Raw genomic sequence first — 13,530 nt, 5'->3', positions numbered from 1 at the left:
CTCCGACCCGACCGGGGCGTCCGCTTCCGAGGAGCACCCCCGGCCGCCTCAGCCCACGGCCGCGTAGTTCTCGTAGACCTCGTCGTCGTCGAGGGGCACGATGCCGGCCCCTCGCTCGTACTCCGTCCGCGCCGTCTCCAGCAGTCGGCGCCAGGAGGTCACGGTGGGCCGCCGGCGCAGCAGTGCGCGGCGCTCCCGCTCCGTCATGCCTCCCCACACGCCGAACTCGACGCGGTTGTCGAGCGCGTCGGCCAGGCATTCGGTCCGCACCGGACACCCGGTGCACACCGCCTTGGCCCTGTTCTGCGCTGCTCCCTGAACGAACAGTTCGTCCGGATCGGTAGTGCGGCAGGCGGCCTGCGCACTCCAGTCGGTTACCCAGCCCATACCGGCGCCGTCCTCTCCCGAATCGAGGCTCCCCCACGGCGGCAGCGGCATATTCACCGCCGCCAGTTGAGGACGTTACGGAAGGTGGGCACAGCGCAACACCCCCTTCGGGCCCAATCTTGAATGGCCCGAACGGACTATGCGTAAGCGGCAGATCACCCGGGGGAGTGAGCTGGCGACATGCGTGACGATCCCGGCATTCGGGTCAACTCCATGGCGCCACAACGGACACCCGGTGACACACAAGGTGGATACGGACACGCATCCCCCACGCCGTGGCACGCGCTCGCACACGCCAACGCGCCCCCCAGCGGGGCCTCTCGGAAGAAAGTCGAGCGGGTCCGGAACGATTCGGGGTCGCCGGACGTATTGATACGTGGCCTCACTGCTGTGACAGTTGAGTGCAGCTTAGGCCAAGGCATATACGCGTGTCCGGCGAATGAGAACGTAGGCTGCCTCCATGCCAAAGAAGCGCTCGGGCGGTGGTCTGTCGCCAACGCAGCAGGCCGCCAAGTTCCTCGGTGTCAGTGTGCTCGCGGGAGCCGTCCTGGCCGGCATCGCGCTGCCGGCCGTGGGCGCGCTGGGGCTGGCCGCCAAGGGTTCGGTGGAGAGTTTCGACGAACTCCCGGCCAACCTGAAGACTCCCCCGCTGAGCCAGCGCACCACGATCCTCGACTCCGAGGGCGGCACCATCGCCTCCGTCTACTCGCGCGACCGCACGGTGGTCGGCCTGAAGGACATCTCGCCGTACATGCAGAAGGCGATCGTCGCCATCGAGGACTCGCGCTTCTACCAGCACGGCGCGGTCGACCTGAAGGGCGTGCTGCGCGCGCTCAACAAGAACGCCCGCAGCGGCGGGGTCTCCGAGGGCGCGTCCACGCTCACGCAGCAGTACGTCAAGAACGTCTTCGTCGAGGAGGCCGGTGACGACCCGACGAAGGTCGCGCAGGCCACCCAGCAGACCATCGGCCGCAAGATCCGCGAGCTGAAGTTCGCGATCCAGGTCGAGGAGGAGCTGGGCAAGAAGAAGATCCTCGAGAACTACCTCAACATCACCTTCTTCGGCCAGCAGGCCTACGGCGTCGAGGCGGCCGCCCAGCGGTACTTCTCCAAGAGCGCCAAGGACCTCAACCTCCAGGAGTCCGCCCTCCTGGCCGGCATCGTCCAGTCGCCCACCCGCTACGACCCGGTCAACGACGAGGCCGAGGCCGTCAAGCGGCGCAACGTGGTGCTGGCGCGCATGGCCGAGGTCGGCGACATCTCGCGGGCGGAGGCGGACAAGGCCCAGAAGGCGCCGCTGGAGCTGAAGGTCAGCCGGCCCAAGAACGGCTGCATCACGGCCGTGAAGGGCGCGAGCTTCTTCTGCGACTACGTGCGTTCCGTCTTCCTGAGCGACCCGGTCTTCGGCAAGACCAAGGAGGCCCGGGCCAAGGTCTGGAACCAGGGCGGCCTCACCATCCGCACGACCCTGGACCCGCAGGCCCAGAAGTCGGTGCAGCAGTCGATCAAGGACCACGTCAACTCGGGCGACGACGTGGCGACCGCCGCGACCATCGTCCAGCCCGGCACCGGCAAGATCGTCGCGATGGGCCAGTCCCGTCCGTACGGCGTCGACGTCAAGCAGCACGAGACGACGCTCAACCTGTCGGTGGACCAGGCCATGGGCGGCGGCGCGGGCTTCCAGCCGGGCTCGACGTTCAAGCCGATCGTGGCCGCGGCGGCCCTCGAGGGCGGGATGCCGGCGACGAAGACGTACTCCTCGCCGTACAAGATGGACTACCCGGCCCCGGTCGCGGCCTGCGACGGCAAGTCGTGGAACGAGCCGGGCGTCGAGCTGACCAACGAGAACGAGACCGAGGTCGGCCCGTACGACATGAAGGAAGCGACCGCCAAGTCGGTCAACACCTACTACGTGCAGATGATCAGCGACATCGGCGTCTGCCCGGTGACGCAGCTGGCCGAGAAGATGGGCGTCGCGCGCGCCAACGGCAAGAAGCTCGAGCAGACCCCGTCCATCGCCCTCGGCGTCACCGAGGTCTCCCCGCTGACCATGGCGAGCGCCTACGCGACCTTCGCCTCGCGCGGCATGTACTGCACGCCGGTCGCCATCGAGTCGATCAGCCAGCGGATCGGCAACAAGAACAAGTCGCTGGAGGTCCCGAAGTCCACGTGCTCGCGCGCCATGTCCGAGACCACGGCCGACACCGTCAACACGCTCCTCAAGGGCGTCGTCGAGGACGGCACGGGTACGCAGGCCGGCCTCGGCAGCCGGGCGAGCGCGGGCAAGACCGGTACGACCGACGAGCGCTACGCCGCCTGGTTCGTGGGCTACACCCCCAACCTCGCCGGCGCCGTGTGGGTCGGTGACCCGAAGCACGACCGGCAGATGGTGAACATCACCATCGGCGGCGTCCCGTACGACAAGGTCTTCGGCGGCGCGGTCCCCGGCCCGATCTGGCGGGACATGATGTCCGGCGCGCTGGAGGGCAAGCCCGCTCCCGGCTTCAACATCATCGACATCCCCGACGCCGACAAGGGCAAGGACACGGACAAGGACAAGGACAAGGACAGGGACAAGGGCGACGGCGGCGGCCGGAACGACGGGAACAACGGCGACGGCGGCGGCGACACCGGCGGCGACGGCGGCTTCCCGGGAGGCGCCTGGGGCGACCTCTTCCAGGGCCAGGGCAACGGCGGGAACGGCCCCGGCGGCCGGCGCGACTGAGACCCGCACCCCGCTCGCGGCGACGGCCCCCTTCCTCACCGGGAAGGGGGCCGTCGGTGCGCGTGGCCTCGGGTCAGCCGGCCAGCAGCTTCTTGACCGCGGCGGCGACCCGGCCGCCCTCGGCCTGCCCGGCCACCTTCGGGTTCACGATCTTCATGACGGCGCCCATGGCCCGCGGCCCCTCGGCGCCGGCCGCCTTGGCCTCCTCGACGGCCTGGGCGACGATCGCGTTCAGCTCGTCGTCGGACAGCTGCTTGGGCAGGTACGCGGCGAGCACCTCACCCTCCGCCTTCTCCCGCTCGGCCTGCTCGGGGCGGCCGCCCTGGGCGAAGGCGTCGGCGGCCTCGCGGCGCTTCTTCGCCTCGCGGGTGATCACCTTCTGCACCTCGTCGTCGGAGAGCTCCCGCTTCTCCTTCCCCGCGACCTCCTCCTTGGTGATCGCGGCGAGCGTCAGCCGGAGCGTCGAGGAGCGGAGCTCGTCTCGCTCCTTGATCGCGGCGTTGAGGTCGTCGTGCAGCTTCGACTTGAGCGTGGTCATGGGTGCGATTGTCGCAGGTGCGACAGGAAGGACGCCCGCCGATTTCCGGGACCCCATGACGAGTCCCCGCACGGTCGGCCCCGGCCGCCGCTTCTGACACGATGGGGGTATGCGCGCGCGATACGGAGTACCCCTGGGAATCACGGCGGTCGGCGCCGCCGGTCTGGCCTACGCGGCGGGCTTCGAGGCCCGCTCCTTCCGCCTCCGACGGGTGACCGTCCCCGTCCTGCCCTCCGGGATGCGCCCGCTGCGCGTGCTCCAGGTCTCCGACATCCACATGGTCGGCGGCCAGCGCAAGAAGCAGCGCTGGCTGCGCTCGCTGGCCGGGCTGCGCCCCGACTTCGTGATCAACACGGGCGACAACCTGTCCGACCCGGAGGGCGTCCCGGAGACGCTGGACGCGCTGGGCCCCCTGATGGAGTTCCCGGGCGCGTACGTCTTCGGCTCCAACGACTACTACGGCCCCAAGCTCCGCAACCCCGCCCGGTACCTGATCGAGAAGGTCCAGGGACGCCACGGTCTGAACGGCAACGCGCCCGCCGTCGGCGCCGTCCACAACCCGTGGGAGGACCTGCGGGACGGTTTCGACGCGGCGGGCTGGCAGAACCTCACGAACACGCGCGGCACGCTGAAGGTCGAGGGGGTGTCGGTCGAGCTGACCGGCCTCGACGACCCGCACATCAAGCGGGACCGGTACGCGGAGGTGGCGGGCGGCCCGTCGGGGGCGGCCGACTTCTCGATGGGCGTGGTCCACGCGCCCTACCTGCGCGTCCTCGACTCCTTCGCCGGGGACGGCTACCCCCTGGTCCTCGCCGGCCACACCCACGGCGGCCAGCTGTGCATCCCCTTCTACGGCGCGCTGGTCACCAACTGCGACCTGGACACGGACCGCGTGAAGGGCCTGTCCAGGCACACGGCCGAGGGCCGCACGGCCTACCTCCACGTGTCGGCGGGCTGCGGCACCAACCGCTACACCCCCGTCCGCTTCGCCTGCCCGCCGGAGGCGACGCTGCTGACGCTGGTGGGGCGCGAGCAGCGGAGGTAACCCGGTCGGACCACCCGTATGGTCCGATATGTCCGGCCTCCCTAGCGTGAGGCCATGACAGCTCCGATACCCAGGGACATCCCGGACCTGCCCGCGGTCCCGCGCCCGCCCAGACTCCTGCCCTCACCGGTCCCGGCGAGCGCGGTCCTGACCCCGGTCCGGCGCCCGCTGGTCGCCGGCTTCCGCCTGCTCACCGCGCTGCTGGCCCTGACCGGCGCGGCGCTCGAGCTGACCCTCGGCGGTCCGGCCCTCCGGGCCCTGAGCCACTTCTCGGTGCAGAGCAGCATCCTGCTGGCCCTGGTCATGGCCGTCTCGGCCCGCCGCGCCTGGTCCGCCGGGCGCCCCGTGTCCGGCGGCCTGACGGGCGCGGCGCTGCTCTACGCCGTCGTCGCCGGCCTCGTGCACCACCTGCTCCTGGCCGACGCCGCGAGCCCGTTCGCCGTGGCCGACGCCGGCGGCACGGGGTGGCGCGCCGTCGCCGTCCAGCTCATGTGCACGGTCACGCCGGCCGCCGCGGCCCTGGACTGGCTCCTGCTCACCCGCCCCCGCCACCTGCACCTGCGCCAGGCCGTCACGTGGCTCCTCTACCCCCTGGCCTACCTGGGCTTCTCCCTGGCCCGCGGCGAGCTCCTCCTCCCCGGCACCGAGGGCCGCTACCTCTACCCCTTCCTCGACGTCGACCAGCACGGCTACAAGGGCGTCCTGGGCAACGCCCTCCTCCTGGGCCTCGCCGTCTACGCCCTGGCCGTCCTCCTCGTGGCCCTGGACCACATCCGCCCTGACCCGCTGCGCCGCCGCTGGTAAACCCGATTTCGTGTCCGGGCGCGGGTGGGCTAAAGTAAACGACGTCGCCGCGACGAGCAGCGACAATCGGGGTGTGGCGCAGCTTGGTAGCGCGCTTCGTTCGGGACGAAGAGGTCGTGGGTTCAAATCCCGCCACCCCGACAGTGAACACCGGTCAGGGGCCTGATCCGCGAAAGCGGGTCAGGCCCCTTTCCCTTGTGGTCCCTCAGTGGACAGGACGTCTGCCCCTGGCGCTCCAGGCGCGGGCGGTCAGGGTGATCGAGCCGTCGGCCGCCTCGGGGAGCGTCGACTGCAGGTAGTCCCGCAGCCGGTCCCTCCGGGTGCTCGGCAGCGAGGCCAGGTACGACGGTGCCGGGCCCTGACCGCCTTCGAACGGCCCCCAGTAGTCCGCGAAGTCCGCGAAGCGGGCCGGGACCGGGATGGCCTCGACCCGGACGTCGGTGAGTCCTGCGTCGCGCAGCACACCGCGCAGGGGTTCCGGTGCGCACAGGGGGAAACGGACGGCCTCGCTCAACGGCGCGGCGTCGTCCTCCAGCGCCACGGCGGCGTCCCAGAAACGGCGGATGATCTCCATGCCGCCCTGGACGTGGTCCCAGACGTAGACGCCGACCGTGCCTCCGGGGCGGACGGCACGGAGCATCTCGGCGACCGCGCGGCCGGGGTCCGGGACGAAGTTCAGGACCAGGCCGCTGACCGCGACGGACGCGGCCCCGTCCCTGACGGGCAGTCTCATGGCGTCGGCGCGTGCGAAAGCGGCTCGCGGGTCGGTGATGTTCCGTCGCGCGTACCGCAGGTAGCTGTCGGACGGGTCGATGCCGACCACCCGCTCGGGCGCCGCGGTCTCCAGCACCGTCCGGGTCACCGCGCCGGTGCCGCAGCCGACGTCCCACCATCTCGCTCCGGTCGGCACGTCAAGCCCGCGCACGAACGCGTCCGCGACCCGCCGGCTCCATCGCCCGATGTACGGCTCGTACGCCTCGCCGTCGGCCCACATGGGCGGTCACCTTCTCCCGCACGTCCTCCCGGGGCGGCACCCTTCCCGGCGGCCCTGGGTCCAGCATGCGTCCGGGGAGGGCCGGCCGCCGCCCGGGCCGGCCGCCCCGCCCGCCGGCGCCGCGCCGGAAAGCACCTGCTCCGCGGGGCCGGCGGAGCCTAAGCTCCGGTCATGACCTTGAAATGGCAGAACGTCATCGTCCACTCCCAGGACCCGGCGGCGCTGGGGCGGTGGTGGGCCGAGGCCCTCGGGTGGGTCGTCGTGCACACCTCCGAGGTGGAGTTCGCGATACGCCCGGAGTCGGGGCAGGCGCCGGGGCTGGAGTTCGTGCTGCTCGACGAGCCCAAGAAGGCCAAGAGCCGGCTGCACCTCGACTTCGTGCCGGACGACCAGGACGCAGAGGTGGCCCGTCTCGTCGCTCTCGGCGCACAGCGTGTCGACATCGGCCAGGGTGAACAGTCGTGGGTCGTCCTGGCCGATCCCGAGGGCAACGAGTTCTGCATCCTCGGCCGCCGGGCCCAGTAGGGGGCTTCCTCAGGCTCATCCACCCCCACCGTGTGCCGGTGGCGCACCGACAGGCCGCGCACCCAGGGGGACCGGCCTTGTCGGTGGGCCGGTCGCTCATGCATGGGTTGCATGACCATGCGAAGTGATGCATACTTTTTCCATGTCCAAAGTCCTCACCTCCCTGCCCACCGGTGAGCGCGTCGGTATCGCCTTCTCCGGCGGCCTCGACACCTCCGTCGCGGTCGCGTGGATGCGCGACAAGGGCGCCGTGCCGTGCACCTACACCGCTGACATCGGTCAGTACGACGAGCCCGACATCGCCTCGGTGCCCGGCCGTGCGAAGACCTACGGCGCCGAGATCGCGCGTCTGGTCGACTGCCGTGCGGCACTGGTCGAGGAGGGACTGGCCGCGCTGACCTGCGGTGCGTTCCACATCCGCTCGGGCGGGCGGGCGTACTTCAACACCACGCCGCTCGGCCGCGCCGTCACCGGCACGCTGCTGGTGCGCGCCATGCTCGAGGACGACGTCCAGATCTGGGGCGACGGCTCGACGTTCAAGGGCAACGACATCGAGCGGTTCTACCGCTACGGCCTGCTCGCCAACCCGCACCTGCGGATCTACAAGCCCTGGCTCGACGCGGACTTCGTGACCGAGCTGGGCGGCCGCAAGGAAATGTCGGAGTGGCTGCTCGCCCACGGCCTGCCCTACCGGGACAGCACGGAGAAGGCGTACTCCACCGACGCCAACATCTGGGGCGCCACCCACGAGGCCAAGACCCTGGAGCACCTCGACACCGGCGTGGAGACCGTGGAGCCCATCATGGGCGTGCGGTTCTGGGACCCGTCGGTCGAGATCGCCGCCGAGGACGTGACCATCGGCTTCGACCAGGGCCGCCCGGTGACGGTCAACGGCAAGGAGTTCGCCTCCCCCGTCGACCTGGTGATGGAGGCCAACGCCATCGGCGGCCGCCACGGCATGGGCATGTCCGACCAGATCGAGAACCGGATCATCGAGGCCAAGAGCCGCGGCATCTACGAGGCACCCGGCATGGCCCTGCTGCACGCGGCGTACGAGCGCCTCGTCAACGCGATCCACAACGAGGACACCCTCGCCCAGTACCACACCGAGGGCCGGCGGCTCGGCCGGCTGATGTACGAGGGCCGCTGGCTGGACCCGCAGTCGCTGATGATCCGCGAGTCGCTGCAGCGCTGGGTCGGCTCGGCCGTCACCGGCGAGGTCACCCTGCGGCTGCGGCGCGGTGAGGACTACTCGATCCTCGACACCACGGGCCCGGCGTTCAGCTACCACCCGGACAAGCTGTCGATGGAGCGCACCGAGGACTCCGCGTTCGGCCCGGTGGACCGGATCGGCCAGCTCACCATGCGCAACCTCGACATCGCCGACTCGCGCGCCAAGCTCGAGCAGTACGCCGGTCTCGGCCTGATCGGCACCGCCAACCCGGCCATCGGTGCCGCGCAGGCGGCGGCGACCGGGCTGATCGGCGCCATGCCCGAGGGCGGCGCCGAGGCCATCGCCTCCCGCGGCGAGGTCTCCGGTGAGGACGAGCTGCTGGACCGTGCCGCGATGGAGTCCGGCACCGACTGACCGCCGCACGGCCGAGGGGCCGGGCCGACGCCTTCGAGGCGTCGGCCCGGCCCCTCGTCGTTCGCCCGCCACCTTGCCGCACCTATCGTTTTTCGATAGCTTTTCATCGTCGGTCGATGGATGGAGGGGTGATGGGAAAGCTGACCGTGCTCGCGCTGCGGGCCGTGATCGGGGTGCTGCTCGCCGGTTCGGTGTTCGTCCAGGCGGTGATGGTGCCGCTGCTGGCGAAGGACTTCGGCGGAGCCGGCCCGGACCTGGTGGCCGCACGGACCCCGGTGCTCGTGATCGTCGTCCTGGGCGTCGTGGCGGCTCAGGTCGTCCTGGTCTGCGTGTGGCGGCTGGTGACGATGGTGCGACGCGGGACGGTGTTCTCCCCCGGCGCCTTCCGCTACGTGCACATCGTGATCGGCGCCTTCGTGGCGGCCGCGCTCCTGGTGTTCGCGCTCGGGGTCGTCCTGGCACCGGGCGAGGCCGTCGCCCCGGGCGTCGTCCTGCTGCTGGGCGGGGCCGCCGTCGCGGTGCTTGGCGTCGCGCTGACCGTCCTCGTGCTGCGGATGCTCCTCGCCCAGGCCGTCGCCCGGGACGTCGAGGCGTCGCGGATGCAGGCCGAGCTGGCCGAGGTGATCTGATGCCGATCGCGGTCGACATCGACGTGATGCTGGCCAAGCGCAAGATGTCCGTGGGCGAGCTCGCGGAACGCGTCGGCATCACCCCCGCCAACCTGGCGGTCCTCAAGAACGGCCGCGCCAAGGCCGTACGCTTCGCGACCCTCGCCGCGCTCTGCGAGGCGCTCGAGTGCCAGCCCGGCGACCTGCTGCGCTGGGAGACCGGGGACGCGTAGCGAAGGTGCGTGGGCGGGGCCGTCCCCAGTGGCCCTCGGCGGCTGTCCGGGCGCACCCTGGGAGAAGATCTCCTTGCCCACAGGCACCCACCCGGGAAGGACCGCCCCGTGATCATCTTCGGCACCAAGGGATACCTCTACCAGCTCGCGATACTGACGCTGGTCTGCCGCTCCTGCAACACGCCCGCCGCGCACACGCTCAGGAAGCGCGTCGTCAAGTTCACCCTGTTCTTCGTGCCGCTCTTCCCCTTCTCCACGAAGTACGCGCTCCAGTGCACCTTCTGCGGCGCCGAGCAGCAGGTGACCAAGGAGCAGGCCGACCAGCTCCTGGCCCAGAGCGCGGGCGGCCAGGGCGGGCCGGCGTACGGGCAGCCGCAGCAGCAGCCGTACCAGTCCTAGGCGCCCGTCCCCGTTGCCGGGTTCCGGCAGCCCTGACTACCCTTTCGCTGCCGGACCCCGCGCACCGGGCGTGACCGGCAGGGGAGGGCGGAGTGGGGGAACGGCAGGAGGCGTACCTGACCGGGTACGCGGAGATCCTCGCGCAGGTCGCCGGCACGGGACGCCGGCTGAACCGCGACGAGCTGGAGCAGCGGCGGCGGCTCGGCGAACAGGCCGCGGAAGAGGGCCACAGCCTGCGCACCCTCGTCCAGGGACACCTGGACGCCACGCGCAGCTGCTGGCCGGGCGGGGCGGGGAGCGCCGGCACGACCGACAGCGTGCTCGGGGCCGTCGCCCAGGCCGTCGACGCGTTCGCCGAGGGGTACGAGCGCGCCCAGCGGCACGCGGTACGGCAGGAGGAGGCCGCGCGGCGGGAGTTCATCGACGACCTGCTCTACGGGCGCAGCGACCTGGGACGGCTCGCCGAGCGGGCGGAACGTTTCGGCCTGGTGCTGTCCCGGGCCCACGCCGTGGCGGTGGCCGAGGGGCCCGCGGCGTACGACGACACCGCCCCCGTCACCCGGCTCGTGGAGACCGCGCTCGTCTCCCGCTTCGGCGACCGGCGGATCCTCATCGCCACCAAGAACGGCCGGCTCATCTGCATCGCCCCCGGCGACCAGGACGACGTCCTCGCCTTCTTCGCCAAGCAGGCCTACGCCGCCACCGAGGGCAGCCGGGTGGCCATCGGCCGGCCCCGGGCCGGTGCGGGCGGCGTGGTGCACAGCTACGAGGAGGCGCTCAGCACCCTCGAACTCGCCGCACGCCTGGAACTCGACGAGCCCGTGGTGCGCGCCGCCGACCTGCTGGTCTACCCGGTGCTCACCCGCGACCGGCAGGCCATGGCCGACCTCGTCCTGAGCGTGCTGGGCCCCCTGCGCGACGCCCGGGGCGGTGCCGAGCCGCTGCTGCGGACCCTGGAGGTGTACTTCGACGCCGGGTGCACCGCGGCCGAGGCCGCGCGGCGCCTCGCGCTCAGCGTGCGGGCGCTGACCTACCGGCTGGACCGCATCCACCAGCTGACCGGGGCGAACCCCGCCGACCCCGTGCACCGCTACACGCTGCAGACCGCGGTCATCGGGGCCCGGCTGCTGGGCTGGCCCACCGAGGAGATCTGACCGGAAGCGAAGGCCCGAAGACCAGCGACAGGGCGGGCGGCACGTCCCCCGTGGCACCCGGTCCGGAGACCGGGCCCTGCGTGCCGTCCCCCTCCCACCCGTCGCTGAGCTTCGGTGAGACGCATCGTCACACGGACGGTGACGGCCCGTCACTTCCGGGGCCCGGCAATCTTCCCGCCTCTTCCATGCCGCGCTCACGCACTGGAACCGGCCGCACCGCACCGGCAGTCTTGTCCGGTGTGGTGAGCGTTCCGAACCAGGTTCCGCCGGGCGGTGCGCCCGGAGACACGTCCGCGCACATGGTGGTGTGCGGCGACGACGGGCTGGCGCACCGGCTCGCCGCCGAACTGCGCGGGGTCTACGGCGAGCAGGTCACGCTCGTCGTCCCGCCCTCCGGGCGCCGGGTACGCCAGCCGGTGGTGGGCCGGGCCCGCGCGGCCTCGGCGGCACTGCTGGACCGCTTCAACGCGGCCGTCAACCGGACGGGCAACGGCGACGCGGGCAGCACCGGGCGGACGCTGGAGGCCGCCGAGCCGGCCGAGGACGTCCTCGCGGAGGCCGACGTGGACCGGGCCGCCGCACTCGCCCTCGTCTACGACGACGACGAGACCAACATCCGCGCCGCCCTGACCGCCCGTCGGCTCAATCCACGGCTGCGACTCGTGCTGCGCCTGTACAACCGGCGGCTCGGCCAGCACATCGAGGCCCTCCTCGACCAGAGTGCCGCCCTCGCGGCCGGCGACGGGCGTCCCGCCGGACCGGACGGCGTCGAGGCCTCCACGACCGTGCTCTCCGACGCCGACACGGCGGCGCCCGCCCTCGCGGCGACCGCGCTCGTCGGCACCAGCAAGGTCGTCCAGACGGACGGGCTGCTGCTGCGCGCGGTGGAGCGCCGGCCGCCCCGCGCCGGTGAGGTCGCCGACCCCGGGCTGTGCACGCTGGCCCTGCTGTCCGCGACGAGCAACGATCCCGCCGGTGCGGACGGTTCGGAGGGCAGCGGCGAGCAGGGGCCGCAGCTGCTGCCCGACGCGGCGGCGGTGCGGGCGGCGACCGGCCGCGGCACCGTCGTCCTGGAGCAGGTGTCGTACTCGGGCCCGTCACTGCCCGCCGGGCGGGCGGGGGTGCCGCCGTTCGCCTCGCTGTTCTCGCGGCGGCTGCGGTGGTCGCTGGCCGGGCTCGTGGCCTGTGTGATCGGGCTCGCCGTGGCGCTCATGGTGGTCACCGGCGACCATCCGCTGCACGCGACGTACGTGACGCTGCTCGACCTGTTCGCCATCAACGAGCCCGCCCACAACAAGGACTCCGGGGAACAGGTCCTCCAACTGCTCTCGGGCTTCGTGGGTTTGCTGTTGCTGCCGGTGCTGCTGGCCGCCGTGCTGGAGGCCCTGGGGACCTTCCGCAGCGCCTCCAGCCTGCGCAAGCCGCCGCGCGGGCTCGGCGGGCACGTCGTCCTGCTGGGCCTCGGCAAGATCGGCACGCGGGTGCTGACCCGGCTGCGGGAGATGGACATCCCCGTCGTGTGCGTCGAGGGCGACCCGGAGGCACGCGGCATGGCGACCGCGCGGCGGCTGCGGGTGCCGGTGGTGCTCGGGGACGTCACGCAGGAGGGCGTCCTGGAGGCGGCCAAGATCCACCGCGCGCACTCGCTGCTCGCGCTGACCAGCGTCGACACGACGAACCTGGAGGCGGTGCTGTACGGGCGGTCCGTGCGGCCCGATCTGCGGGTGGTGCTGCGCCTGTACGACGACGACTTCGCGACCGCCGTCTACCGCACCCTGCGCGCCGCGCACCCGGGGGCGCTGACCCGCAGCCGCAGCGTGACCCACCTGGCCGCGCCCGCGTTCGCCGGGGCGATGATGGGGCGTCAGATCCTGGGGGCGATTCCCGTGGAGCGGCGGGTGCTGCTGTTCGCGGCGGTGCGGGTGGCGGGGCATCCGCAGCTGGAGGGGAAGACGGTCGGGGAGGCATTCCGGGCGGGGGCGTGGCGGGTGGTGGCGCGGGAGGTCTCCGACGGGGTGGGGGGCGGTGCGGGGGCTGGTGCGGGTGCGGTTGCGGGTGCCGGTGCGGGTGTCGGTGCCGGTGCGGAGGGGGGCCGGGGGGCGCGGTTGGTGTGGGGGATGCCCGACACGTATGTCCTGCGGGGTGAGGATCGGGTGGTGCTGGCGGCGACGCGGCGGGGGCTGGCCGAGTTGCTCGGGCGGCGGTCGCGGCAGGGGGCGGGGTTGTAGGGGCGCCGCCCCTCGCAACCCCGCCAGGGGGCTCCGCCCCCTGGACCCCCGGCCTACGCCCACCCACCACCCGACTCGGCCAGCCAAGAAGCGACGCCCCGGGCCCGCCCCGGTGGGCCAGGATGCCAAGCCTCAGGCCCACTCGGTCGGCCAAGAAATCACGCGCCAGGCCGGCCCGGTCGGCCGAGAAGCCGCACCCCGGCCGGACCGCTCGGCCAAGAACCCGCACCCCAGCCGAACCGCTCGGCCAAGAACCCGCACCCCAGCCGAACCGCTCGGCCAAGAACCCGCACCCCAGCCGG

The 13,530-nt window shown here is 72.2% G+C and carries 13 protein-coding genes and 1 tRNA gene; 11 read left to right on the top strand and 3 right to left on the bottom strand.

Annotated elements, in window-relative coordinates; genetic code table 11:
* Nucleotides 1-48: 48 nt before the first annotated feature.
* On the bottom strand, nt 49-387 hold the full coding sequence (wblA, locus tag ACGF3H_RS13025; protein ID WP_188185285.1) for a transcriptional regulator WblA: 339 nt from the start codon (nt 385-387) through the stop codon (nt 49-51).
* 460 nt (nt 388-847) lie between these two features.
* Between wblA and ACGF3H_RS13020 the strand changes: the two genes are divergently transcribed.
* Nucleotides 848-3,112, top strand: a complete 2,265-nt coding sequence (locus tag ACGF3H_RS13020) for a transglycosylase domain-containing protein (protein WP_362490128.1) — start codon at nt 848-850, stop codon at nt 3,110-3,112.
* Between the two features lie 73 nt (nt 3,113-3,185).
* On the opposite strand, the gene ACGF3H_RS13015 is transcribed toward ACGF3H_RS13020, so the two are convergent.
* A complete protein-coding gene (locus ACGF3H_RS13015) occupies nt 3,186-3,650 on the bottom strand; it encodes a GatB/YqeY domain-containing protein (RefSeq protein WP_189229972.1) in 465 nt (154 codons plus the stop codon).
* A 109-nt stretch (nt 3,651-3,759) separates the two neighbouring features.
* Here ACGF3H_RS13015 and ACGF3H_RS13010 point away from each other — a divergent pair, with 109 nt between their 5' ends.
* The 3 genes from ACGF3H_RS13010 to ACGF3H_RS13000 all read left to right on the top strand — a co-directional run bounded on the left by ACGF3H_RS13010 (nt 3,760) and on the right by ACGF3H_RS13000 (nt 5,640).
* Nucleotides 3,760-4,695 carry a metallophosphoesterase gene (locus tag ACGF3H_RS13010; protein WP_362490125.1) on the top strand — a complete coding sequence of 312 codons (936 nt, stop codon included), beginning with the start codon at nt 3,760-3,762 and terminating at the stop codon, nt 4,693-4,695.
* Nucleotides 4,696-4,749: 54 nt separating this feature from the next.
* Nucleotides 4,750-5,499, top strand: coding sequence for a Pr6Pr family membrane protein (locus ACGF3H_RS13005; protein WP_362490122.1), 750 nt, complete (start codon nt 4,750-4,752; stop codon nt 5,497-5,499).
* Between the two features lie 67 nt (nt 5,500-5,566).
* Nucleotides 5,567-5,640: transfer RNA gene (locus ACGF3H_RS13000), tRNA-Pro, on the top strand.
* Between the two features lie 64 nt (nt 5,641-5,704).
* Here the strand turns inward: ACGF3H_RS13000 and ACGF3H_RS12995 are convergent.
* The gene (locus ACGF3H_RS12995; RefSeq protein WP_362490119.1) at nt 5,705-6,493 is read right to left on the bottom strand and encodes a methyltransferase domain-containing protein; all 789 of its coding nucleotides are present in this window, start codon (nt 6,491-6,493) and stop codon (nt 5,705-5,707) included.
* A 171-nt stretch (nt 6,494-6,664) separates the two neighbouring features.
* Between ACGF3H_RS12995 and ACGF3H_RS12990 the strand changes: the two genes are divergently transcribed.
* From ACGF3H_RS12990 to ACGF3H_RS12960, 7 genes are all read left to right on the top strand, one after another.
* Nucleotides 6,665-7,018 carry a VOC family protein gene (locus tag ACGF3H_RS12990; RefSeq protein ID WP_362490116.1) on the top strand — a complete coding sequence of 118 codons (354 nt, stop codon included), beginning with the start codon at nt 6,665-6,667 and terminating at the stop codon, nt 7,016-7,018.
* Between the two features lie 142 nt (nt 7,019-7,160).
* Nucleotides 7,161-8,606, top strand: coding sequence for an argininosuccinate synthase (gene argG, locus ACGF3H_RS12985; RefSeq protein ID WP_351020590.1), 1,446 nt, complete (start codon nt 7,161-7,163; stop codon nt 8,604-8,606).
* Nucleotides 8,607-8,737: 131 nt separating this feature from the next.
* Nucleotides 8,738-9,235: a DUF2975 domain-containing protein gene (locus ACGF3H_RS12980; RefSeq protein ID WP_362490112.1), complete on the top strand. Its 498-nt coding sequence runs from the start codon at nt 8,738-8,740 to the stop codon at nt 9,233-9,235.
* On the top strand, nt 9,235-9,447 hold the full coding sequence (locus tag ACGF3H_RS12975; RefSeq protein WP_362490109.1) for a helix-turn-helix transcriptional regulator: 213 nt from the start codon (nt 9,235-9,237) through the stop codon (nt 9,445-9,447). Before ACGF3H_RS12980 ends, ACGF3H_RS12975 begins: the two co-directional genes overlap by 1 nt.
* 108 nt (nt 9,448-9,555) lie before the next feature.
* Complete coding sequence (locus tag ACGF3H_RS12970) at nt 9,556-9,846, top strand: zinc-ribbon domain-containing protein (protein ID WP_362490106.1); 291 nt, start codon at nt 9,556-9,558, stop codon at nt 9,844-9,846.
* Nucleotides 9,847-9,938: 92 nt separating this feature from the next.
* Nucleotides 9,939-11,000, top strand: coding sequence for a helix-turn-helix domain-containing protein (locus tag ACGF3H_RS12965; protein ID WP_362490103.1), 1,062 nt, complete (start codon nt 9,939-9,941; stop codon nt 10,998-11,000).
* A gap of 299 nt (nt 11,001-11,299) precedes the next feature.
* The gene (locus tag ACGF3H_RS12960) at nt 11,300-13,228 is read left to right on the top strand and encodes an NAD-binding protein (RefSeq protein ID WP_362490495.1); all 1,929 of its coding nucleotides are present in this window, start codon (nt 11,300-11,302) and stop codon (nt 13,226-13,228) included.
* The last annotated feature ends 302 nt before the right edge of the window (nt 13,229-13,530 follow it).

Source organism: Streptomyces sp. NPDC048185 (assembly GCF_043202495.1).
Lineage (GTDB): Bacteria > Actinomycetota > Actinomycetes > Streptomycetales > Streptomycetaceae > Streptomyces.
Note: the sequence above shows the minus strand (reverse complement) of the source record. Positions and strands in the feature narration are given on the sequence as shown.